24 protein-coding genes are annotated in these 21,634 nt (G+C 39.1%); 21 read left to right on the top strand and 3 right to left on the bottom strand.

The window, feature by feature from the left end:
• Nucleotides 1–54: 54 nt before the first annotated feature.
• The 5 genes from DB729_RS06320 to ffh all read left to right on the top strand — a co-directional run bounded on the left by DB729_RS06320 (nt 55) and on the right by ffh (nt 4,872).
• Nucleotides 55–1,164: an AI-2E family transporter gene (locus DB729_RS06320; RefSeq protein WP_000489824.1), complete on the top strand. Its 1,110-nt coding sequence runs from the start codon at nt 55–57 to the stop codon at nt 1,162–1,164.
• Between the two features lie 227 nt (nt 1,165–1,391).
• On the top strand, nt 1,392–2,588 hold the full coding sequence (gene tuf, locus DB729_RS06315; RefSeq protein ID WP_001040715.1) for an elongation factor Tu: 1,197 nt from the start codon (nt 1,392–1,394) through the stop codon (nt 2,586–2,588).
• 142 nt (nt 2,589–2,730) lie between these two features.
• Nucleotides 2,731–3,063: a putative DNA-binding protein gene (locus DB729_RS06310; RefSeq protein ID WP_000402068.1), complete on the top strand. Its 333-nt coding sequence runs from the start codon at nt 2,731–2,733 to the stop codon at nt 3,061–3,063.
• A 2-nt stretch (nt 3,064–3,065) separates the two neighbouring features.
• Nucleotides 3,066–3,281: a hypothetical protein gene (locus DB729_RS09545; RefSeq protein WP_000534888.1), complete on the top strand. Its 216-nt coding sequence runs from the start codon at nt 3,066–3,068 to the stop codon at nt 3,279–3,281.
• 19 nt (nt 3,282–3,300) lie between these two features.
• Nucleotides 3,301–4,872, top strand: a complete 1,572-nt coding sequence (gene ffh / locus DB729_RS06300) for a signal recognition particle protein (RefSeq protein WP_000863599.1) — start codon at nt 3,301–3,303, stop codon at nt 4,870–4,872.
• A gap of 163 nt (nt 4,873–5,035) precedes the next feature.
• Here ffh and DB729_RS06295 read toward each other — a convergent pair whose 3' ends face one another.
• Nucleotides 5,036–5,575, bottom strand: a complete 540-nt coding sequence (locus DB729_RS06295) for a helix-turn-helix domain-containing protein (protein ID WP_049536210.1) — start codon at nt 5,573–5,575, stop codon at nt 5,036–5,038.
• A gap of 572 nt (nt 5,576–6,147) precedes the next feature.
• On the opposite strand from DB729_RS06295, the gene DB729_RS06290 reads away from it, so the two are divergent.
• The 5 genes from DB729_RS06290 to DB729_RS09455 all read left to right on the top strand — a co-directional run bounded on the left by DB729_RS06290 (nt 6,148) and on the right by DB729_RS09455 (nt 9,603).
• A complete protein-coding gene (locus tag DB729_RS06290) occupies nt 6,148–6,657 on the top strand; it encodes a hypothetical protein (RefSeq protein WP_109289959.1) in 510 nt (169 codons plus the stop codon).
• Nucleotides 6,644–7,705: a replication initiation factor domain-containing protein gene (locus DB729_RS06285; protein WP_109289960.1), complete on the top strand. Its 1,062-nt coding sequence runs from the start codon at nt 6,644–6,646 to the stop codon at nt 7,703–7,705. The genes DB729_RS06290 and DB729_RS06285 overlap by 14 nt, the downstream gene beginning before the upstream one ends.
• Nucleotides 7,706–7,931: 226 nt before the next feature.
• Entirely contained in the window at nt 7,932–8,150 is a 219-nt protein-coding gene (locus tag DB729_RS06280) for a DUF3173 family protein (protein WP_109289962.1), read from the top strand.
• Nucleotides 8,143–9,333, top strand: a complete 1,191-nt coding sequence (locus DB729_RS06275) for a site-specific integrase (RefSeq protein ID WP_109289963.1) — start codon at nt 8,143–8,145, stop codon at nt 9,331–9,333. Before DB729_RS06280 ends, DB729_RS06275 begins: the two co-directional genes overlap by 8 nt.
• Before the next feature lie 93 nt (nt 9,334–9,426).
• Nucleotides 9,427–9,603, top strand: a complete 177-nt coding sequence (locus tag DB729_RS09455; RefSeq protein WP_165442229.1) for a hypothetical protein — start codon at nt 9,427–9,429, stop codon at nt 9,601–9,603.
• 81 nt (nt 9,604–9,684) lie between these two features.
• Here the strand turns inward: DB729_RS09455 and guaA are convergent, their stop codons facing one another.
• A complete protein-coding gene (gene guaA / locus DB729_RS06270; RefSeq protein WP_109289964.1) occupies nt 9,685–11,247 on the bottom strand; it encodes a glutamine-hydrolyzing GMP synthase in 1,563 nt (520 codons plus the stop codon).
• Between the two features lie 140 nt (nt 11,248–11,387).
• Here guaA and DB729_RS06265 point away from each other — a divergent pair, with 140 nt between their 5' ends.
• The 11 genes from DB729_RS06265 (at nt 11,388) to DB729_RS06215 (ending at nt 20,401) form a co-directional block, all read left to right on the top strand.
• Entirely contained in the window at nt 11,388–12,086 is a 699-nt protein-coding gene (locus DB729_RS06265; RefSeq protein ID WP_109289965.1) for a GntR family transcriptional regulator, read from the top strand.
• Between the two features lie 136 nt (nt 12,087–12,222).
• A complete protein-coding gene (locus DB729_RS06260) occupies nt 12,223–13,509 on the top strand; it encodes a peptidase U32 family protein (protein ID WP_109289966.1) in 1,287 nt (428 codons plus the stop codon).
• 14 nt (nt 13,510–13,523) lie between these two features.
• Complete coding sequence (locus DB729_RS06255) at nt 13,524–13,835, top strand: CHY zinc finger protein (protein WP_080566831.1); 312 nt, start codon at nt 13,524–13,526, stop codon at nt 13,833–13,835.
• Nucleotides 13,836–14,066: 231 nt separating this feature from the next.
• Entirely contained in the window at nt 14,067–14,267 is a 201-nt protein-coding gene (locus tag DB729_RS06250) for a F0F1 ATP synthase subunit C (protein ID WP_001054551.1), read from the top strand.
• A 32-nt stretch (nt 14,268–14,299) separates the two neighbouring features.
• Nucleotides 14,300–15,016 (top strand): F0F1 ATP synthase subunit A, encoded by a 717-nt coding sequence (gene atpB / locus DB729_RS06245; RefSeq protein ID WP_000392938.1) that lies wholly within the window; start codon nt 14,300–14,302, stop codon nt 15,014–15,016.
• 18 nt (nt 15,017–15,034) lie between these two features.
• Entirely contained in the window at nt 15,035–15,529 is a 495-nt protein-coding gene (gene atpF / locus DB729_RS06240) for a F0F1 ATP synthase subunit B (RefSeq protein ID WP_070535199.1), read from the top strand.
• Nucleotides 15,529–16,065: a F0F1 ATP synthase subunit delta gene (locus DB729_RS06235; RefSeq protein WP_109289967.1), complete on the top strand. Its 537-nt coding sequence runs from the start codon at nt 15,529–15,531 to the stop codon at nt 16,063–16,065. Before atpF ends, DB729_RS06235 begins: the two co-directional genes overlap by 1 nt.
• Nucleotides 16,066–16,079: 14 nt before the next feature.
• Entirely contained in the window at nt 16,080–17,585 is a 1,506-nt protein-coding gene (gene atpA, locus DB729_RS06230) for a F0F1 ATP synthase subunit alpha (protein WP_033584144.1), read from the top strand.
• A 15-nt stretch (nt 17,586–17,600) separates the two neighbouring features.
• Entirely contained in the window at nt 17,601–18,479 is an 879-nt protein-coding gene (locus DB729_RS06225; RefSeq protein ID WP_000301227.1) for a F0F1 ATP synthase subunit gamma, read from the top strand.
• 85 nt (nt 18,480–18,564) lie between these two features.
• Nucleotides 18,565–19,971, top strand: a complete 1,407-nt coding sequence (gene atpD, locus DB729_RS06220; protein WP_000094371.1) for a F0F1 ATP synthase subunit beta — start codon at nt 18,565–18,567, stop codon at nt 19,969–19,971.
• A 10-nt stretch (nt 19,972–19,981) separates the two neighbouring features.
• The gene (locus DB729_RS06215) at nt 19,982–20,401 is read left to right on the top strand and encodes a F0F1 ATP synthase subunit epsilon (protein ID WP_000940837.1); all 420 of its coding nucleotides are present in this window, start codon (nt 19,982–19,984) and stop codon (nt 20,399–20,401) included.
• Nucleotides 20,402–20,444: 43 nt separating this feature from the next.
• Here the strand turns inward: DB729_RS06215 and DB729_RS06210 are convergent, their stop codons facing one another.
• Nucleotides 20,445–21,458, bottom strand: coding sequence for a lactonase family protein (locus tag DB729_RS06210; RefSeq protein WP_084851923.1), 1,014 nt, complete (start codon nt 21,456–21,458; stop codon nt 20,445–20,447).
• Nucleotides 21,459–21,634 lie beyond the last annotated feature (176 nt).

The raw sequence follows: 21,634 nt of genomic DNA, 5'->3' as shown, positions 1-21,634 counted from the left end.
AAGCCATCTTATCTTTTTAAGAAATATGATAAAATAGAGACAAGGAGGATGCCTATGTTCCGTAGAAACAAATTATTTTTTTGGACAGCTGAAATTTTATTATTAACACTGATTTTCTATCTTTGGAGAGAAATGGGTGCCATCATTACTCCCTTTGTGACGGTTGTGAATACCATCATGATTCCATTTTTGCTTGGTGGATTTTTTTACTACATTACCAATCCAATCGTTACCTTTTTAGAAAAGAGATGTAAGATTAATCGTCTAATTGGTGTCTTGGTCACTCTCTGTGCTTTAATTGGTGCCATCGTTGTAGGTGTTGTTTATCTCTTACCGATTTTGATTAATCAGTTGACAAGCTTGATTATTTCTAGTCAAAACATCTATAGTAGACTACAAGATTTGATCATTGATTTGTCCATGAATCCAGTCTTCCAAAATATTGATATTCAACAAACCATTCAACAACTTAATCTCTCCTATGTGGATATCCTACAGAATATTCTGAATAGCGTCAGCAACAGTTTAGGAAGCGTCCTTTCAGCCTTGTTTAGTACAGTTCTGATTCTCATTATGACCCCCGTCTTCTTGATTTATTTCTTGTTAGATGGACGTAAGTTGCTGCCTATGTTGGAACGAACTGTCTTAAAACATGACAAATTAAATCTCTCTAGCCTCTTAACCAATCTCAATGCAACTATAGCGCGCTACATCAGTGGAATTGCAATTGATGCCGTTATTATCGGATGTTTAGCCTATATTGGTTATAGCGTTATCGGCTTAAAGTACGCTCTTGTTTTTGCTATTTTCTCTGGAATCGCAAATTTGATTCCTTATGTTGGTCCAAGTATAGGCTTGATTCCGATGGTGATTGCCAATGTGTTCACGGATCCTCATCGTATGTTGATTGCGGTTGCTTATATGCTTATTATTCAACAGATTGATGGAAATGTTCTCTATCCACGTATCGTTGGAGGGGTTATGAAAGTACACCCGATTACGATTTTGGTACTCCTCTTACTGTCAAGTAATATCTACGGCGTCATAGGGATGATTGTAGCAGTGCCAACCTATTCTATTCTCAAAGAAATCACTAAGTTCTTGGCGAAATTATATGAAAATCATAAGGAAGCTAAAGAACTGGAAAAATCAGAATCTATTTAGAATCAGGGGAACCTGATTTTTTTGTGAGCATAATACCGCTAGAATGAAATAAGCTTGAATTGTATAAAGAAGCAGAAGAACAGCACTTTGTAAGATTCAGATTAATTCATAAAATATGGGTAAAACACTTGCAATTTAGCAGAAATTTGATAAAATAGTAAGGAAAGTTAGACTGTATTGCCTACTGTCTATCTATAAAATATATTTTATTGGAGGCTTTTACTCAAATGGCAAAAGAAAAATACGATCGTAGTAAACCACACGTTAACATTGGTACTATCGGACACGTTGACCACGGTAAAACTACTTTGACTGCAGCTATCACAACTGTTTTGGCACGTCGCTTGCCTTCAGCAGTTAACCAACCTAAAGACTATGCGTCTATCGATGCTGCTCCAGAAGAACGCGAACGCGGTATCACTATCAACACTGCGCACGTTGAGTATGAAACTGCAAAACGTCACTATGCTCACATCGACGCTCCAGGACACGCGGACTACGTTAAAAACATGATCACTGGTGCCGCTCAAATGGACGGAGCTATCCTTGTAGTAGCTTCAACTGACGGACCAATGCCACAAACTCGTGAACACATCCTTCTTTCACGTCAAGTTGGTGTTAAACACCTTATCGTCTTCATGAACAAAATTGACTTGGTAGACGACGAAGAATTGCTTGAATTGGTTGAAATGGAAATCCGTGACCTCTTGTCAGAATACGACTTCCCAGGCGACGATCTTCCAGTTATCCAAGGTTCAGCTCTTAAAGCACTTGAAGGTGATACTAAATACGAAGACATCATCATGGAATTGATGGATACTGTTGATGAGTACATCCCAGAACCAGAACGTGATACAGATAAACCATTGCTTCTCCCAGTCGAAGACGTATTCTCAATCACTGGACGTGGTACTGTTGCTTCAGGACGTATCGACCGCGGTACTGTTCGTGTCAACGACGAAATCGAAATCGTTGGTATCAAAGACGAAACTAAAAAAGCAGTTGTTACTGGTGTTGAAATGTTCCGTAAACAACTTGATGAAGGTCTTGCCGGAGATAACGTAGGTGTACTTCTTCGTGGTATTCAACGTGACGAAATCGAACGTGGACAAGTTATCGCTAAACCAGGTTCAATCAACCCACACACTAAATTCAAAGGTGAAGTCTACATCCTTACTAAAGAAGAAGGTGGACGTCACACTCCATTCTTCAACAACTACCGCCCACAATTCTACTTCCGTACTACTGACGTTACAGGTTCAATCGAACTTCCAGCAGGTACTGAAATGGTAATGCCTGGTGATAACGTGACTATCGACGTTGAGTTGATCCACCCAATCGCCGTAGAACAAGGTACTACATTCTCTATCCGTGAGGGTGGACGTACTGTTGGTTCAGGTATGGTTACAGAAATCGAAGCTTAATTCGATTAAGTTCCCAGAAGAACAATTATTTAAGTCAGACATTAAAAGAATCTTGCTTTGCAAGGTTCTTTTTTTAGTTCTATTTTTGTAAGAAGGCCTTCTAGTATAGCGATATGATAGATTTTTTGGTATAATAAAGGTTATGGAAATCGAAAAAACCAATCGCATGAATGCACTTTTTGAATTTTATGCTGCGCTTTTGACAGATAAGCAGATGAATTATATTGAACTCTACTATGCTGATGACTACAGTCTTGCTGAGATTGCTGAAGAGTTCGGTGTCAGTCGTCAAGCTGTTTATGATAATATCAAGCGGACGGAAAAGATTCTAGAAGATTATGAGATGAAATTGCACATGTATTCGGACTACATTGTCCGCAGTCAGATTTTTGACCAGATCTTGGAGCGTTATCCTAAGGATGACTTTCTGCAGGAGCAGATAGAAGTTTTAACAAGCATTGATAATAGAGAATAAGTGTGGGAAGTATAGTCATCTACAAAGGTATACCCTGTACACTATTAGCTGCTGAGGACCCTTTTCCCATAAGACTACAAATCCTCTCACCTGATTCTATCTCCCGAGCTCTTCAAGAGGGATTTAGCTGTTGGGGATATCCAAATGAGATAATGAAAGAAGTCACTCCAGAAGAACTTGTTTGTTTACAAGATTTTGGACGTTTTCCACCGAATTAATGAAACATAGGAGAAAAAAATGGCATTTGAAAGTTTAACAGAACGTTTACAGAACGTCTTTAAAAATCTACGTAAAAAGGGAAAAATTTCTGAGGCTGATGTCCAAGAAGCAACCAAAGAGATTCGTTTGGCCTTGCTGGAAGCTGACGTTGCCTTGCCTGTTGTAAAGGATTTTATCAAGAAGGTTCGTGAGCGTGCAGTAGGGCACGACGTCATTGATACCCTTAATCCAGCACAACAGATTATCAAAATCGTTGATGAGGAATTGACAGCCATTTTAGGATCTGATACGGCTGAAATTATCAAGTCACCTAAGATTCCTACGATTATTATGATGGTCGGTTTGCAAGGGGCTGGTAAAACGACCTTTGCTGGTAAGCTGGCTAATAAACTCAAGAAGGAAGAAAATGCTCGTCCTTTGATGATTGCGGCGGATATTTATCGTCCAGCAGCCATCGATCAGCTGAAAACACTTGGACAGCAGATTGATGTTCCTGTTTTCGCTCTTGGAACAGAAGTTCCAGCTGTTGAGATTGTTCGACAAGGTTTGGAGCAAGCACAAGCCAATCATAACGACTATGTCTTAATCGATACGGCAGGTCGTTTACAGATTGATGAACTTCTCATGAATGAGCTTCGTGACGTAAAAGCATTGGCCCAACCAAACGAAATTCTACTCGTAGTGGACGCCATGATTGGTCAGGAAGCGGCTAATGTTGCCCGTGAGTTTAATGCTCAGTTAGAAGTGACTGGTGTTATCCTTACCAAGATTGATGGGGATACTCGTGGTGGTGCGGCTTTGTCTGTTCGCCACATCACTGGTAAACCTATCAAGTTCACTGGTACGGGTGAAAAGATTACAGATATCGAAACCTTCCACCCAGACCGTATGTCAAGCCGTATCCTTGGCATGGGGGATATGCTGACCTTGATTGAGAAAGCTTCTCAGGAATACGATGAGCAGAAAGCCCTTGAAATGGCTGAAAAGATGCGTGAAAACACCTTTGATTTCAATGATTTCATTGATCAATTGGATCAGGTGCAAAACATGGGGCCAATGGAAGACTTGCTCAAGATGATTCCAGGTATGGCTAACAACCCTGCCCTTCAAAATATGAAGGTGGATGAGCGCCAGATTGCACGCAAACGTGCCATCGTATCTTCCATGACACCTGAAGAACGTGAAAACCCTGATTTGTTAAATCCAAGTCGTCGCCGTCGTATCGCTGCAGGTTCTGGAAATACCTTTGTCGAAGTCAATAAATTCATCAAAGACTTTAACCAGGCTAAACAGCTTATGCAAGGTGTCATGTCTGGGGATATGAACAAGATGATGAAGCAGATGGGAATCAATCCAAATAACCTTCCTAAAAATATGCCAAATATGGGAGGAATGGATATGTCTGCCCTTGAAGACATGATGGGACAGGGTGGCATGCCGGATATGTCAGCTCTCGGAGGAGCAGGCATGCCAGATATGAGCCAGATGTTTGGTGGCGGACTTAAAGGTAAAATCGGTGAATTTGCCATGAAACAATCTATGAAACGCATGGCCAACAAAATGAAAAAAGCGAAGAAGAAACGCAAATAAAAAAAGGAAAGCAGAAATGCTTTCCCTGCATATAAAAAAGAACTCTGAATCTGATTCAGAGTTCTTTTTAAGTGCGATTGGCCTATTCCCACTCACTAAAAGTCAGATATTGACTATTTAGGATAGTTGATTTAATAGTGATTGATAATACAATCAATGAGTACTATTTGATATTATTTGAGTCTTTTGTTGTTAAATTGTTGTTATTTTTTTGCCAAGGCCATTTAAAACTTTTTTGTGATTTTCTGAATTTATCAAATGCTATTATCTCATCTGCAAATGTTTTAGATTCAGTAAGCAAAGCATCTAAAATGCTTTCTTCATCTTTGTCAAGTTTGTTTTTGATAGTTAGTCTATTTTTGACTGCTAGTGTATTTGTGGACTCATCTAACAATTCAAGAACTATTGTAGCTTTTAAATCATAAATCTCTTGCTCACTAAAGTTCTTCAAATTGCTTAAGTCATATTTAGATATATCAAATATAATCCTGTCTCCAAAATTGACTTGTCTTCCCAATAGTTCATCAGTGGAAGTATCTAGTATTTTTGATAGTTTTACTATATTTTCGAGAGTGGGTTCAGTCCGACCGTTTTCCCACTTGGCATAGGCGCTCTGCCCAATATCTAACAGTTTAGACATTTGTTCTTGGGTATATCCTTTATTTTTTCGTTTTTCTTTTAATCTGTTTGGAAAATCTAACATATAAATACCTACTTTCAAAAAAATTCCAAATAAGACTATTTTTTTGTTGACAATTAGTCTTATTTGGACTAAAATATAATTAGTCCTATTAAGACTAATTATATCAAACTATACTATGTTTGGCAAGTATTGGGGGTAACTGTCTATGATTGTATAAAAAAGTCTTTGAGGATTTTTCTTTAAAGACTAGTATATTAGTAATTTTGGTTTTTTGTTGCTAGTAGCTAGTAACTAGTAGCAGGAGCAAGCGTAAGCCAGCGACTGCGGTCACTAGTGGTCACTAGCGGTCACTAGCAACTAAGGATAGGTTACTAGTAGCTGGTAGCTAGTAGCAGGAGCGAAAGCGTGAGCCAGCGACTGCGTGTACTAGCGGGTACCAGCGGGTACTAGTAACCTATCAGTAAAACAGTATATTTCACAAACTTTTAGGAAAAAAAGACCTACAATCTCTAATAGGTAGGTCTAAAAGACATTGAAGAGCCTTCAAACCCTTGGGAGAGTAGGTACGGAGTGCATTTTATTGAACGAAATCGCATTGGCGCCTAGAGCCACAAGGGAATAGAGCCTGTTTGATGTCTTTTGCCGAAAGACAAGTGAATTTCAGCAAGGAAAAAAAGATTGTGAAATTTTATCAAACATATAGAAAAGGAAATATAAGAATGGAAAAATTTAAAATAACTGCAACACAATTTATTAAAGGTGAGTTTGAATTTGATAAGGAACAATTTGAGATTCCGAGAATATTAAGAGTTGATTTCTCAAAAGCTAGAGAAAAATATGAATATGTTGAGATTAACGGAGAAAGTACAAAAACTGATAAAATTGAACGGTACACGGTTTATTCTAAAGATGGGGAATTAGCTCAGTTCCTTGAAGAAAAAGGTATGGTTTCTGAGATTGGAGAATTGAAAGACTTTGTATTTGAGATCTCAGGTGATTTGGAGAAAGTCAAAATGTTTAAAGATAAAGGTTTAACTCGTTATATCATTCTGACAGATTATGCTATTAAACCAAAATGGAATCGTTCGAGAGAATGCTTTGATGGTATTAAATTAGAGGTAAGAGAATTTGAAGAGGAGTAATACAGTCACTATTGACTGGTTTGCTAACACAGTAAAACCAGTTGACGATGCTGATTATATTAGGTCTTGTAAATATGTAATTGAAGAATTACTAAAATTAAATTTTAATGATTTTGTTCTCGAGTTGTACGGTACAAACCGATATAACCATCATTTTGCCTATGCAGATATTAAGGTTTATTTTTCTCTTAATGATGATAATTCAATGAATTATGGAATGGGAATATTTACCGAGATGAGGGGGCAAGGATGTAGACAATATGAACAATTTATGAATGGTTCAGTTAATAACTGGAGCGCTTTAATAAGTCGGTATCTTAATGATTGCGCACATTTTACAAGGTTAGATGTAGCGAATGATATTTATGATGGAAGTCTATCTGTTCAAAAAATATACGAATATTGCAAACAAGGCTTGTGTATTAGCTATTCAAAAAAATATGAGTATCACGAAACCGGTAGACTTGAAGATGGCGAAATCGTTGGAGAAACTATAAATATTGGGAAAAAAGGAAGTAACTCGCAACAGTGGGGAGTATATAATAAGCTGATGGAACAAGGAGAGAAAGCAAGCGATATTGGAATTAACTCATGGGTTCGTTCGGAGTTGAGATTATTTGGAGATAAGGCTGTTTTATTTGCTCAAAATATGGCTTCGAAGAAACCATTGAAAGATTTGTTTTTTTCTGTATTAGCAAGTCATTATCGCTTTGTTTTATCAGATAAATACTCAATAGATACAAAAAAATCCAGAAGGGAAACTGTTTCATGGTGGAATGAATATATCCAAACAAAGGAGCGTACAAAATTGAAAACAATCAGAGAAGAGACTACTTTGCTAAAGTCAAAAGAATTTCTAGAAACTCAAGTTGCACGAACGCTTACCAAAGTTTATAAGGCTTATGAGAGTTCCCAAGGTGTAGAATCTGCAAATGCGTATATAAAATATTTGTTAGCTATTGGACTTGAAAAAATGAATGATAAAGATTATACAGAAGTCAAAGAATTTTCGATTGAGCAAAATAACAATTTTTCATGGGGGAAATAAAAATGACTAAAAAAATTGTGATGTTCTTTGATAAAAGATTAGATACTGATCTTCGTGTGATACGATTTAAAAAGACTATACCGATAAGGCAGGAGCTAGATAATATTTATATTTTCATGAATGATAGGAATTTATGGAATAGATGCAAAAAAAAGATGCGTGAAAATCAATCACACATCAAAATAAAAAACCAAGATAATTATAACATAAAGAAAGGGAAAATAGTATGTTTGTTGTAAAAAAAGATTTAATGAAATTAGGATTTTCAAGTTGGCAAGCTATGATGTTAGTAAAACAGGCTAAAGCAAAATTAGCTAGTCAAGGTTTAACTTGGTATGAAAGTAAAGGTTTAGGACGTGTACCACTTGAAACGGTAGAAGAAATCTTGGGTGTGAAAATAGATGAAGCCAGTCTAGTAGATTTGGAAGTAAAAGAAAATGCCTAAAATATCTAGTATCTATCCTATGGGGAATGGCACGTATAGAGCAACTGTTTCTCTAGGTTTTGATGTTCAGACTGGTAAAAGAATACAAAAGTTTAAAAATGGCTTTAAAACGCAAAAGGAAGCTCAAGAGTGGCGCTTACGTATGCTTGCTGACTTTGGTAAAGGTTCTATAACCGTTAATAGCACAATGACTTTTAAAAAGTTTCTTGATGACTATTTTATACCAGATTATAAAAGTCAAGTAAGAAAACGTACTTTTGATATGACACAATCTAAATTTAAAAGACTGTCATATTTTGAAAATATGAAGTTATCAGATATTCAAGCACCTCATGTAAAGCAGTGGCAAAATGCAATGTTTATAGAGGGATTGTCTAATAATTATATTCGTTCTGTTCATCAAATATTACAACAAGTTTTTGATTTAGCAGTTAAATTGGGTATGTTGTCAAATAATGTTGCTAAGACGGTAGGAAACGTAAAAAAAGACCGTCCTAAAGTTGATTTTTGGACGGTGGAAGAATTTCAGCTATTCATTAGTACATTTGATAAATCTAATATCTATGAATTATTGTACTTTACTACATTTTGGTTTTTCTTTATGACTGGAGTTAGAACAAGTGAATTACAAGCAGTTGAATGGTCGAAAATAGATTTTGAAAAAGGTACTGTTTTAATAGACTGTTCAATGTATTATAAAAACCAAAAAGAGTGGTATCTTACTGATACAAAATCTATATCAGGTGTAAGACTTTTGTATCTTGATGATGATACATTAGAACACTTGAAATATTGGAAGAAAGCACAATCTCAGATAGGAGAATGTAAATTTGTATTTTCCATAGCAGATAGTCCGTTGGTAAAATCAACTCTTAAACGTGTTCTAAAATCTCATAGTGATTACGCAAAAATAAAATCAATAAGGATCCACGATTTAAGGCACTCTCATGCCAGCTTTATGCTTTCTCTAGGAATGAATGATTTAGAAATGCAAAATCGTCTAGGACATGCTGATATTAAGACAACACTTGGAACGTACTCTCATTTAAGACCAAATGCTATGAAAGAAGTAGCTACTAGGATGACTGGAAAAGTAGTGGTGAGTGATAATAATATCAGAAAAAGTAAATTTAATGGCAATCAGCATACTAAAAATTTTCAATCTAAAGTTTTGTCTGACTAGCGAAGTCTGTCCGATTAAACTTTAGATTCCTACGGTAAACTATTGAAGTTTACCGTATTATTAGTTATAATTCATATACAAGGGAGCAGTATAATGAAAAAAGAAAATGTTATTGGTGAGTTTGAATATAATAATGATTTTTACCGTGTTTATGAATTGCGTGAAGATAATGAAGATTATGCTAGAATTGTTAGCGACTCTAAGAAAGGTATGTATATAGAAAGTACCAAAAGGGTTAAAAAGATATTAGGTTTAAATACTGAAAAATAGTTTTTGTTGTTAAATTGTTGTTAAAGCAAAATAAAAAGCCTTAGAAATATTGATTTCTAGGGCTTCTTTAGCTCATTAACTCTATTCCCACTCAACGGTTGCAGGTGGTTTACTTGTAATATCGTAGACGATGCGGTTAACGTGGTCCACTTCGTTGACGATACGTACAGAAATCTTTTGAAGGACTTCCCAAGGAATCTTGGCAAAGTCAGCTGTCATACCATCGATAGAAGTGATAGCACGAATGGCAATCGTGTAGTCATAAGTACGACCATCACCCATAACACCAACTGAACGAACGCCTGTGTTGACAGTGAAATATTGCCAGATATCACGGTCAAGTCCAGCTTTAGCGATTTCTTCACGAAGGATAGCATCAGACTCACGAACAGTTTCTAGTTTTTCTTCAGTGATTTCACCCATGACACGGATAGCGAGACCTGGTCCTGGGAATGGTTGGCGCCATACGATGTGGTCTGGCATACCAAGCTCTGTACCGAGGGCACGGACTTCGTCTTTATAAAGAGTGTTCAATGGTTCAATCAATTCAAACTGCATGTCTTCTGGAAGACCACCAACGTTGTGGTGTGACTTGATGGTTTGGGCTGTATCTGTACCAGACTCAATCACGTCAGTGTAAAGCGTTCCCTGAGCAAGGAATTTTACATCTTTTAGCTTGCTTGCTTCGTCATCAAAGACATAAACAAATTCGTTACCAATGATTTTCCGTTTTTGCTCAGGATCAGAAACGCCAGTAAGTTTGTCAAGGAAGCGTTTTGCAGCGTCTGCTTTGACGATATTCAAACCAAACTTACCACCAAGCATGTCCATAACTTGGTCAGCCTCTCCCTTACGGAGAAGACCGTGATCTACAAAGATACAGATTAATTGATCACCGATTGCTTTTTGAAGAAGAACCCCAACAACAGAAGAGTCAACACCACCTGATAGACCTAGAAGAACACGCTTGTCACCTACAGTTTCACGGATTTTCTTGATCTGCATGTCGATGAAGTTGTCCATTGACCAGTCGCCTTTAGCCTTACAGATGTTAAGGGCAAAGTTGCGAAGGATATCATTTCCGTATACAGAATGGCGCACTTCTGGGTGGAATTGGATACCGTAAATGTGCTTTTCTGGGTTTTCAATAGCTGCATAAGGACAGTCAGCAGAAGTGCCAGTACGAACAAAATCAGCTGGAATCTCTGTAACAGCATCGCCATGACTCATCAAAACGATCTGTTCTTCAGGAGTCCCTTCAAAGAGGGCAGAAGTGGTATGAGTAAGTGGTGATTGGCCATACTCGCGGTTACCAGCATCACCTGCAGGAACAACTTTTCCTCCAAGTTTATGAGTTAAAAGTTGCATACCATAGCAGATTCCCAAAATTGGAATGCCAAGTTCAAAAATTTCTGGGTCAATATCAAATGAACCATCTTCGTATACAGAGTTTGGTCCACCAGAGAAGATGATCCCTACAGGGTTAATCGCACGAACCTCTGCAGCTGAGATTTTGTGACTTTTTAGCTCTGAAAAAACACCAATTTCACGAATACGGCGTGAAATCAGCTGGTTGTATTGGCTACCATAGTCCAGCACGATGATTTTTTCGACATCTTGCAAATCAGTTGAAATGTTGCTCATCTTTTTCCTTTCTCAAAAGAAATATCTTTTTCAATATTCTATCACAAATAGGGGCGAATTACCAACTAAACAAGGCAAAGTTTGACTTTTTCTTAGCAAATACGGTACAATGGAGAAAATAAAGAAAAGAAGTGAGAATCATGTTACCAGCTTATATGAAAATCCACGATCAGATCAAGAAGGATATAGATGAGCATCATTGGAAAATCGGGGAGAGACTTCCAAGTGAGCGAGATTTAGCTGAACAGTTTCAAGTTAGCCGGATGACATTACGTCAAGCTATCTCTCTCTTGGTTGAGGAAGGGGTTTTGGAGCGTCGTGTAGGGAGTGGGACTTTTGTCTCTAGTACTCGTGTCCAAGAAAAAATGCGGGGAACGACTAGTTTTACGGAGATTGTCAAATCTCAGGGGAAAGTACCTTCTAGCCAACTCATTTCTTACAGAAGAACCATTCCAAATGAGCAAGAGGTCGCAAAGCTGGGGATTACTCCGACAGAGAATATTATCCGCATGGAGCGGGTGCGTTATGCTGACCAAGTACCACTAGTCTATGAAGTAGCATCTATTCCTGAGAAATTTATTAAGGACTTCAAAAAAGAAGAAGTAACTAGTCACTTCTTTCAAACCTTGCAAAAATATGGCTACCGGATTGGCAAATCCCAACAGACCATTTATGCGAGATTGGCTAAGGAAAAGATTGCCCATTACTTAGAAGTTGAGAAAGGGCATGCGATTCTGGCATTGACTCAGGTTTCCTATCTCGATGATGGGACGGCTTTTGAATATGTTAAGAGTCAGTATGTGGGTGAACGTTTTGAATTTTATCTTGAAAACAACTAGTCTCAGAAGACTAGTTTTTCGTTTTTAAGAAGATTAGAATTGTCAAAACAATCTGTCTAGGCTTGATTTTATCACTTATTTACTATAAAATGAGAAGGAAAAACGTCAAACTTTTATATTGCAAATAGGAGAAAACATGACAAAAACATTAAAACGTCCTGAGGTTCTTTCACCTGCTGGAACTTTAGAAAAACTGAAAGTAGCTGTTCAATATGGTGCGGACGCAGTCTTCATCGGTGGACAGGCCTATGGTCTTCGTAGCCGTGCTGGAAACTTTACCTTTGAACAGATGGAAGAAGGTGTCCAGTTCGCTGCCAAGTACGGTGCCAAGGTCTATGTGGCTGCTAACATGGTAATGCACGAAGGAAACGAAGCTGGTGCTGGAGAATGGTTCCGTAAGTTGCGTGACATCGGGATTGCCGCAGTTATCGTGTCAGATCCAGCCTTGATCATGATTGCAGCAACAGAAGCACCAGGTTTAGAAATCCACCTCTCTACCCAAGCAAGTGCCACTAACTATGAAACTCTAGAGTTCTGGAAAGAACTTGGTCTAACTCGCGTGGTTTTGGCTCGTGAAGTTTCAATGGAAGAATTGGCAGAGATTCGCAAACGTACAGATGTTGAGATTGAAGCTTTTGTCCATGGAGCCATGTGTATTTCTTACTCAGGTCGCTGTACGCTTTCAAACCACATGAGTATGCGTGATGCTAACCGCGGGGGCTGTTCTCAGTCTTGCCGTTGGAAATACGACCTCTACGATATGCCCTTTGGTCAAGAACGTAAGAGCCTTAAGGGTGAAATCCCAGAAGAATTTTCAATGTCTGCCGTTGATATGTCTATGATTGACCATATTCCAGATATGATCGAAAATGGTGTAGACAGTCTCAAGATTGAAGGACGCATGAAATCAATCCACTATGTTTCCACTGTAACCAACTGTTACAAGGCGGCTGTGGATGCTTACCTTGAAAGCCCAGAAAAATTTGAAGCCATTAAACAAGACCTGGTAGATGAGATGTGGAAGGTTGCCCAACGTGAATTGGCAACAGGTTTCTACTATAACACACCTACAGAAAATGAACAGTTGTTTGGTGCACGTCGTAAAATCCCTGAATACAAGTTTGTCGCTGAGGTGGTTTCTTATGATGATGCAACCCAGACAGCAACCATTCGTCAACGGAATGTTATCAATGAAGGAGATCAAGTTGAGTTTTATGGACCAGGTTTCCGTCATTTTGAAACCTATATCGAAAATCTTCACGATTCTAAAGGCAATAAAATCGACCGTGCTCCAAATCCAATGGAACTCTTGACCATTAAGGTTCCTCAACCTGTGCAAGCTGGGGATATGGTTCGAGCTCTCAAAGAAGGTCTTATCAATCTCTATAAGGAAGACGGGACAAGTGTCACAGTTCGTGCCTAGATAAGGAAAAGTGAATGATTCAAGTGCAAGGATTGTTGGTAGATAATGAAAGCAGATGTGTTCACTATCATGGTGAAAAGGATATTATTTCCCTCCAGTGCTATGAGTGTAAAAAATACTATGCTTGCTATCAGTGCCACAATGCTATAGAAACGCATTTGTTTTCACCTTACCCCTTGACGCTTGCGGAGGATCGACCGATTTTATGTGGGGCTTGTATGAGGACAATAACATTTCAAGAATATCAAAAACAAATAGCCTGCCCTTATTGCAAATCTCCATTTAATCCAGGGTGTAAACAACACTATTCCTACTATTTCAAATAAAATGAATCTATCCAAGTTCTAAACTTGGATTTTTCAATTTATTTCGGAAAATATAGAAAAAGTGGAAACACATTTCATCATAAAATGAGAAACTTATCTATACAGTGGTATAAAAATAGCAAAAATAAAAATAAATCATCTGAAACGCTTCCAACGTAAGTAAAAAGTTGACAAAAACAAATTTTAGGACTAAACTAAGTAAGTAAATTTTAAATAAAAGGAGAATTCATCATGAATTTAACATTTTTCGGTCTATGTCTTGCCTGTATGGGTGTATCCCTTGCAGAAGGATTTTTGATGAACGGTTTGTTCAAGTCTGCAGCACGCCAACCAGATATCATCCCACAATTGCGTAGTTTGATGATCATGGGGATTGCCTTTATCGAAGGAACATTCTTTGTAACCTTGGCGATGTCATTTGTCATTAAATAGACAACTCTATTTAGAAATGGAGGTGTCAAACCATGGAAGAAAGTTTGAATCCAACCGTTAATATTGGACCAATATCCTTTGATTTGACCCTGCTTGCCATGTCTCTTGTAACTGTTTTGATGGTTTTTGCCTTTGTCTACTGGGCAAGTCGTAAAATGACCATCCGTCCAAAGGGCAAACAAAATGCTCTTGAGATGATTTACGACTTTGTGATTGGTTTTACCAAACCAAACATTGGAGAATCATACATCAAGGATTATTCCTTATTTCTGTTTTCTCTATTTCTGTTTATCTTGGTTGCCAATAATATCGGCTTAATGGCAAAAGTACAAACAACAAACGGTTATAACTTGTGGACTTCTCCAACAGCCAACCTTGGATACGATTTATCCCTATCATTCTTGATCACTTTGATCGCCCATGTAGAAGGAGTTCGTCGTAGAGGCGTTAAAGAATATTTGAGAGCATTTGTTACACCTGGCTTTATGACTCCGATGAACATTTTAGAAGAGTTCACCAATTTTGCTTCCTTGGCGATTCGGATCTACGGAAATATTTTTGCCGGTGAGGTCTTAGCTGGATTGCTATTAGCCTTGTCACAAAATGCTTTGTATTGGTATCCTTTTGCCTTTATCGCAAACATGTTATGGACAGCCTTTTCAATTTTCATTTCATGTATTCAGGCTTATGTATTTACCATGTTGTCATCTATGTACATTGGTAAAAAAATAAATGAAGGGGAAGAGTAAGTAGAGGAGGATTAGAAGATGGATTTAACTATTAGTACCATTATCGGTGACTTTATTCTTATCGCTGGTTCCTTCCTTTTATTAATCTTTTTAGTGAAAAAATATGCTTGGGGAAATATTTCCAGCATCTTGGATGAACGTGCTGAAAAGATTTCTTCAGATATTGATGGTGCCGAGGAAGCCCGTAAAAAGGCTGAGGAACTAGCTAACCAACGTGAAGCTGAGTTAGCAGGTAGCCGTACCGAAGCTAAAACGATTATCGAGAATGCAAAGGGAACTGCTGAGAAAAGTAAAGCCGATATTTTAGCCGAAGCTAAACTTGAAGCAGGGCGCTTAAAAGAAAAAGCCAACCAAGAAATTGCGCAAAATAAAGCTGAAGCTTTACAAAGTGTTAAGGGCGAGGTGGCAGATTTGACGATTAGTCTCGCTGGTAAAATCATCTCAAAAAACCTTGACAGTCATGCTCATAAGGAACTCATTGATCAGTATATCGATCAGCTAGGAGAAGCCTAATGGACAAGAAAACAGCAAAGGTAATTGAAAAGTACAGCATGCCTTTTGTCCAATTAGTGATTGAAAAAGGAGAAGAGGACCGGATTTTTTCAGACTTGGATCAAATCAAGCAAGTCGCAGAAGAAACGGGTTTACCTTCTTTTTTAGCTCAGGTAGCAGTTGATGAGTCTGATAAGGAAAATACAGTTGGTTTTTTTCAAGACTCTGTCTCACCTTTAATGCAAAACTTTATTCAAGTCCTGGTTTACAATCACAGAGCAAATCTTTTTTATGAGGTAATTGCGGATTGTTTGAATCGCCTTGAAAAAGAGACCAATCATTTTGTAGTCACGATTTCTTCAGCCCATCCTTTAACAGATGAACAGAAGGAACGTCTGCTCCCATTGATAGAGAAAAAAATGTCTCTGAAAGTGCGGAGTGTCAAAGAACAAATTGATGAAGGACTCATTGGTGGTTTTGTCATTTTTGCTAATCACAAGACAATTGATGTGAGTATTAAACAACAACTTCGAGTTGTTAAAGAAAATTTGAAATAGAAAGTGGTGTTCTTTTGGCAATTAACGCACAAGAAATCAGCGCTTTAATTAAGCAACAAATTGAAAATTTCAAACCCAATTTTGATGTATCTGAAACAGGTGTTGTAACCTATATCGGGGACGGAATTGCGCGTGCTCACGGCCTTGAAAATGCCATGAGTGGAGAGCTGTTGATTTTTGAAAACGGCTCTTATGGAATGGCGCAAAACTTGGAGTCAACAGACGTTGGGATTATCATCCTAGGTGACTTTACAGATATTCGTGAAGGCGATACCATTCGTCGTACAGGTAAAATCATGGAAGTTCCTGTTGGTGAGAGCCTTATTGGACGTGTTGTGGATCCACTTGGTCGTCCAGTTGACGGTCTTGGAGAAATCCATACTGATAAGTCTCGTCCAGTAGAAGCGTCGGCTCCTGGTGTTATGCAACGTAAGTCTGTATCAGAACCATTGCAAACAGGTTTGAAAGCTATTGATGCCCTTGTTCCGATTGGTCGTGGTCAACGTGAGTTGATTATCGGTGACCGTCAGACAGGGAAAACAACCATCGCTATTGATGCTATTTTGAACCAAAAAGGTCAAGATATGATCTGTATCTATGTAGCGATTGGACAAAAAGAGTCAACTGTTCGTACGCAAGTTGAAACACTTCGTCAGTACGGTGCCTTGGACTACACAATCGTTGTGACAGCTTCTGCTTCACAACCTTCTCCATTGCTCTTCCTAGCTCCTTATGCTGGGGTTGCCATGGCAGAAGAGTTTATGTACCAAGGGAAGCATGTTTTGATCGTTTATGATGATCTTTCAAAACAAGCGGTCGCTTATCGTGAACTTTCTCTCTTGCTTCGTCGTCCACCAGGTCGTGAAGCCTTCCCAGGGGATGTTTTCTACCTCCATAGCCGTTTGCTTGAGCGCTCAGCTAAAGTTTCTGATGAACTTGGTGGTGGTTCAATCACAGCTCTACCATTTATCGAGACACAAGCAGGAGATATCTCTGCTTATATCGCAACCAACGTGATTTCAATCACAGATGGTCAAATCTTCCTCGGTGATGGTCTCTTCAATGCGGGTATTCGTCCAGCCATCGATGCGGGTTCATCTGTATCCCGTGTAGGTGGTTCTGCACAAATCAAAGCCATGAAAAAGGTTGCTGGTACACTTCGTATCGACCTTGCTTCATACCGTGAGTTGGAAGCCTTCACTAAGTTTGGTTCTGACTTGGATGCAGCAACACAGGCTAAGTTGAACCGTGGACGTCGTACTGTAGAAGTATTGAAACAACCTGTTCATAAACCACTACCTGTTGAGAAACAAGTAACCATTCTCTATGCTTTGACACATGGTTTCTTGGATACGATTCCTGTAGATGACATTGTTCGTTTTGAGGAAGAGTTTCATGATTTCTTTGATGCACAACATCCAGAGATTTTGGAAACTATTCGTGAAACAAAAGACTTGCCAGAAGAAGCAGTCTTGGATGCTGCGATTACAGAGTTTCTCAAACAATCCAGCTTCCAATAAGAATAGAGGTGTCAGATGGCAGTATCTCTAAATGATATTAAAACAAAAATCGCCTCAACAAAAAATACTAGTCAAATCACTAATGCCATGCAAATGGTATCGGCTGCTAAACTAGGTCGCTCTGAAGAAGCAGCGCGCAACTTCCAAGTTTACGCTCAGAAAGTTCGTAAGCTTTTGACGGATATTCTGCATGGTAACGGATCTGGTGGTTCAACTAATCCGATGCTCATCAGTCGCCCAGTTAAGAAAACAGGCTATATCGTTATCACTTCAGACCGTGGCTTGGTTGGAGGTTATAATGCTTCCATCCTTAAAGCCGTTATGGAGTTGAAAGATGAATACCATCCAGATGGTAAAGGTTTTGAGATCATCTGTATCGGTGGGATGGGAGCTGATTTCTTTAAGGCTCGTGGTATTCAGCCAATCTATGAACTACGTGGCTTGGCAGATCAACCTAGTTTTGATGAAGTTCGTAAAATTATTTCAAAAACGATTGAAATGTATCAAAACGAACTTTTTGATGAATTATACGTCTGCTACAATCATCATGTCAATACTCTCACAAGTCAAATGCGTGTAGAACAAATGCTTCCAATCGTTGACTTAGATCCAAATGAAGCGGATGAAGAGTATAGCTTGACATTTGAGTTGGAAACGAGTCGTGATGAGATTCTAGAGCAGTTGTTACCTCAGTTTGCAGAAAGTATGATATACGGGGCTATCATTGATGCCAAGACAGCTGAGAATGCTGCAGGTATGACAGCCATGCAAACGGCGACTGATAATGCCAAGAAAGTCATCAATGATTTGACAATCCAGTATAACCGTGCCAGACAGGCGGCGATTACACAAGAAATTACAGAAATTGTAGCGGGGGCTAGTGCCTTAGAATAAGGCTTTGCCTCCCTCATATCAAAATGAACTTAGGCCCTAGTTGAACTAGGAACCGACAGTATCTTATATAGAATAGGAGAAGGAGATGAGTTCAGGTAAAATTGCTCAGGTTATTGGACCCGTTGTCGACGTCTTGTTCGCAGCAGGGGAAACACTTCCTGAGATTAATAATGCACTTGTCGTCTACAAAAATGACGAAAGAAAAACAAAAATCGTCCTTGAAGTAGCCTTGGAGTTAGGTGATGGTATGGTTCGTACCATCGCCATGGAATCAACAGATGGTTTGACTCGTGGTATGGAAGTTTTGGACACAGGCCGTCCAATCTCTGTTCCAGTAGGTAAAGAAACTTTGGGACGTGTCTTCAACGTTTTGGGAGATACCATCGACTTGGATGCTCCTTTCGCTGAAGACGCTGAGCGTCAGCCAATTCATAAGAAAGCTCCAACTTTTGATGAATTGTCTACCTCATCTGAAATCTTGGAAACAGGGATCAAGGTTATCGACCTTCTTGCCCCTTACCTAAAAGGTGGTAAAGTTGGACTTTTCGGTGGTGCCGGAGTTGGTAAAACCGTCTTGATTCAAGAATTGATTCACAATATTGCCCAAGAACACGGTGGTATTTCAGTATTTACCGGTGTTGGGGAACGTACTCGTGAAGGGAACGACCTTTACTGGGAAATGAAAGAATCAGGTGTTATCGAGAAAACAGCCATGGTATTTGGTCAGATGAATGAACCACCTGGAGCACGTATGCGTGTTGCCCTTACTGGCTTGACAATCGCCGAATATTTCCGTGATGTAGAAGGCCAAGATGTGCTTCTCTTTATCGATAATATCTTCCGTTTCACCCAAGCTGGTTCAGAAGTATCTGCCCTTTTGGGTCGGATGCCTTCAGCCGTTGGTTACCAACCAACCCTTGCTACGGAAATGGGTCAATTGCAAGAGCGTATCACTTCAACTAAGAAGGGTTCTGTAACTTCTATCCAGGCTATCTATGTGCCAGCGGATGACTATACTGACCCTGCGCCAGCAACGGCCTTCGCTCACTTGGATTCAACAACTAACTTGGAACGTAAGTTGGTACAGTTGGGGATTTACCCAGCCGTTGACCCACTTGCTTCAAGCTCTCGTGCCTTGGCACCTGAGATTGTTGGTGAGGAGCACTATGCAGTTGCTGCTGAAGTCAAACGTGTCCTTCAACGTTACCATGAATTGCAAGATATCATTGCTATCCTTGGTATGGATGAACTCTCTGATGAAGAAAAGACTTTGGTTGCTCGTGCCCGTCGTATCCAGTTCTTCTTGTCTCAAAACTTCAACGTTGCCGAACAATTTACTGGTCAACCTGGTTCTTATGTACCAGTAGCGGAAACAGTTCGCGGCTTTAAGGAAATCCTTGAAGGAAAACATGACCATCTACCGGAAGATGCCTTCCGTGGTGTCGGTTCAATCGAAGACGTCATTGCTAAGGCTGAGAAAATGGGATTTTAAGAGGTGATCTATGGCTCATTTAACTGTCCAGATCGTGACACCAGATGGCCTCGTCTATGATCACCATGCCAGCTTTGTATCGGTACGAACTCTGGATGGTGAGATGGGGATCTTGCCACGACATGAAAATATGATTGCGGTTTTAGCGGTTGATGAAGTAAAGGTAAAACGAATCGATGACGATACTCATGTGAACTGGATTGCAGTGAACGGAGGAATTATCGAGATTGCCAATGACATCATTACTATTGTAGCAGACTCAGCAGAACGTGCTCGTGATATCGATATTAGCCGTGCCCAACGTGCTAAACTTCGTGCTGAACGTGAGATTGAAGAAGCACAAGATAAACACTTGATTGACCAAGAACGGCGAGCTAAGGTTGCTTTACAACGTGCCATTAACCGTATCAATGTCGGAAATAAACTATAAAATAAAAATGAACTTGCTTAAGCAAGTTCATTTTTATTTTACATTAATGTTTAAATGTGATGCAAACGGCTTCGGGAACTTGGAAATCGTTAGAAAGCTCAGCTAATCGACCAGTTTCGGGATTACGTTTAAAGACGGTTGCATTATCTGAATCTTGGTGAACTGCAATTAGAAATTCTTGGTCAGGAGTAAGATTGAAATCGCGCGGATTTTGTCCGTGGCTGGGCACAATTTCTAATAACTCCAGACTACCATCAGCTAGGATGCTAAATACAGCAATGGAATCATGACCTCGGTTGGATGCATAGAGATATTTACCATCTTTTGAAAGACGAATGGCGGCAGTAGCATTAAATCCCTCATATCCAACTGGCAAAGTCGAAATGACTTGCATGCGTTCAAATTCACCAACACCATCGTAAATCAAGACTTCAATGGTACTGTTGAGTTCACAGATGAGGTAGGCAATCTTATAATGATGATGGAAAACGATGTGGCGAGCACCTGCCCCAGCTTGGCTGTTATAAGTGTAGAGTTTATTTAGTTTTCCTTCTGGACTAACATCATAGGTTGTTACTTCATCCGTGCCTAGATCACATGTAACGAGATACTGGTCAGGTGTTAGATCCGTAAAGTGTACATGTGGGGAAGCTTGGTTTTCATGAGGGCCTTGTCCGCTATGCTGATCCAGATCTGTTTGGATGAGGCTACCATCTGTTTGACGTTTATAAACTAGAACTTGACCTTTATGATAGTTGGCCCCATAAACGAGATTACGTTTTTCATCTACTGCCACATAACAATGAGGAGCGCCTTCTTCCACCACATGATTTAACAAAGTGCCATCTGTCTTGTAAGCAGCGATTCCACCCAAGCCATCCTGGCTCCCTACGGTGTATAAATGTTGCTGTTGGTCAAAGGCAAGGTAGGTCGGACTTGGTTCAGCAGCAAAGAGTTCAAGGTTTGCAAGCTGGCCTGTTTCTGTATTAAAATCAGCTTTGTAAATCCCTTTAGATAAGCGACGAGTGTAAGTTCCAAAATAAACAGTTTCTTTCATGTCCATACCTCTTAATAATGATAAATTTATTATACCACAAAATGAAATTCTTAACTGACTTTCATCATTTTTTGAAAATTACAGAAAACACCTTAGGGAGATTTATTTAGTTTTTACCTTGCTTTCAAAAATCAAAGTGATATAATAATCATATATTTGATTTAAAGGAGTGCCTT

The organism is Streptococcus halitosis (assembly GCF_003143695.2).
In the GTDB taxonomy this organism is placed as follows: Bacteria; Bacillota; Bacilli; order Lactobacillales; family Streptococcaceae; genus Streptococcus; species Streptococcus halitosis.
The sequence above is the reverse complement of the archived record's forward strand: the minus strand, read 5'-3'. Positions and strand labels throughout refer to the sequence as shown.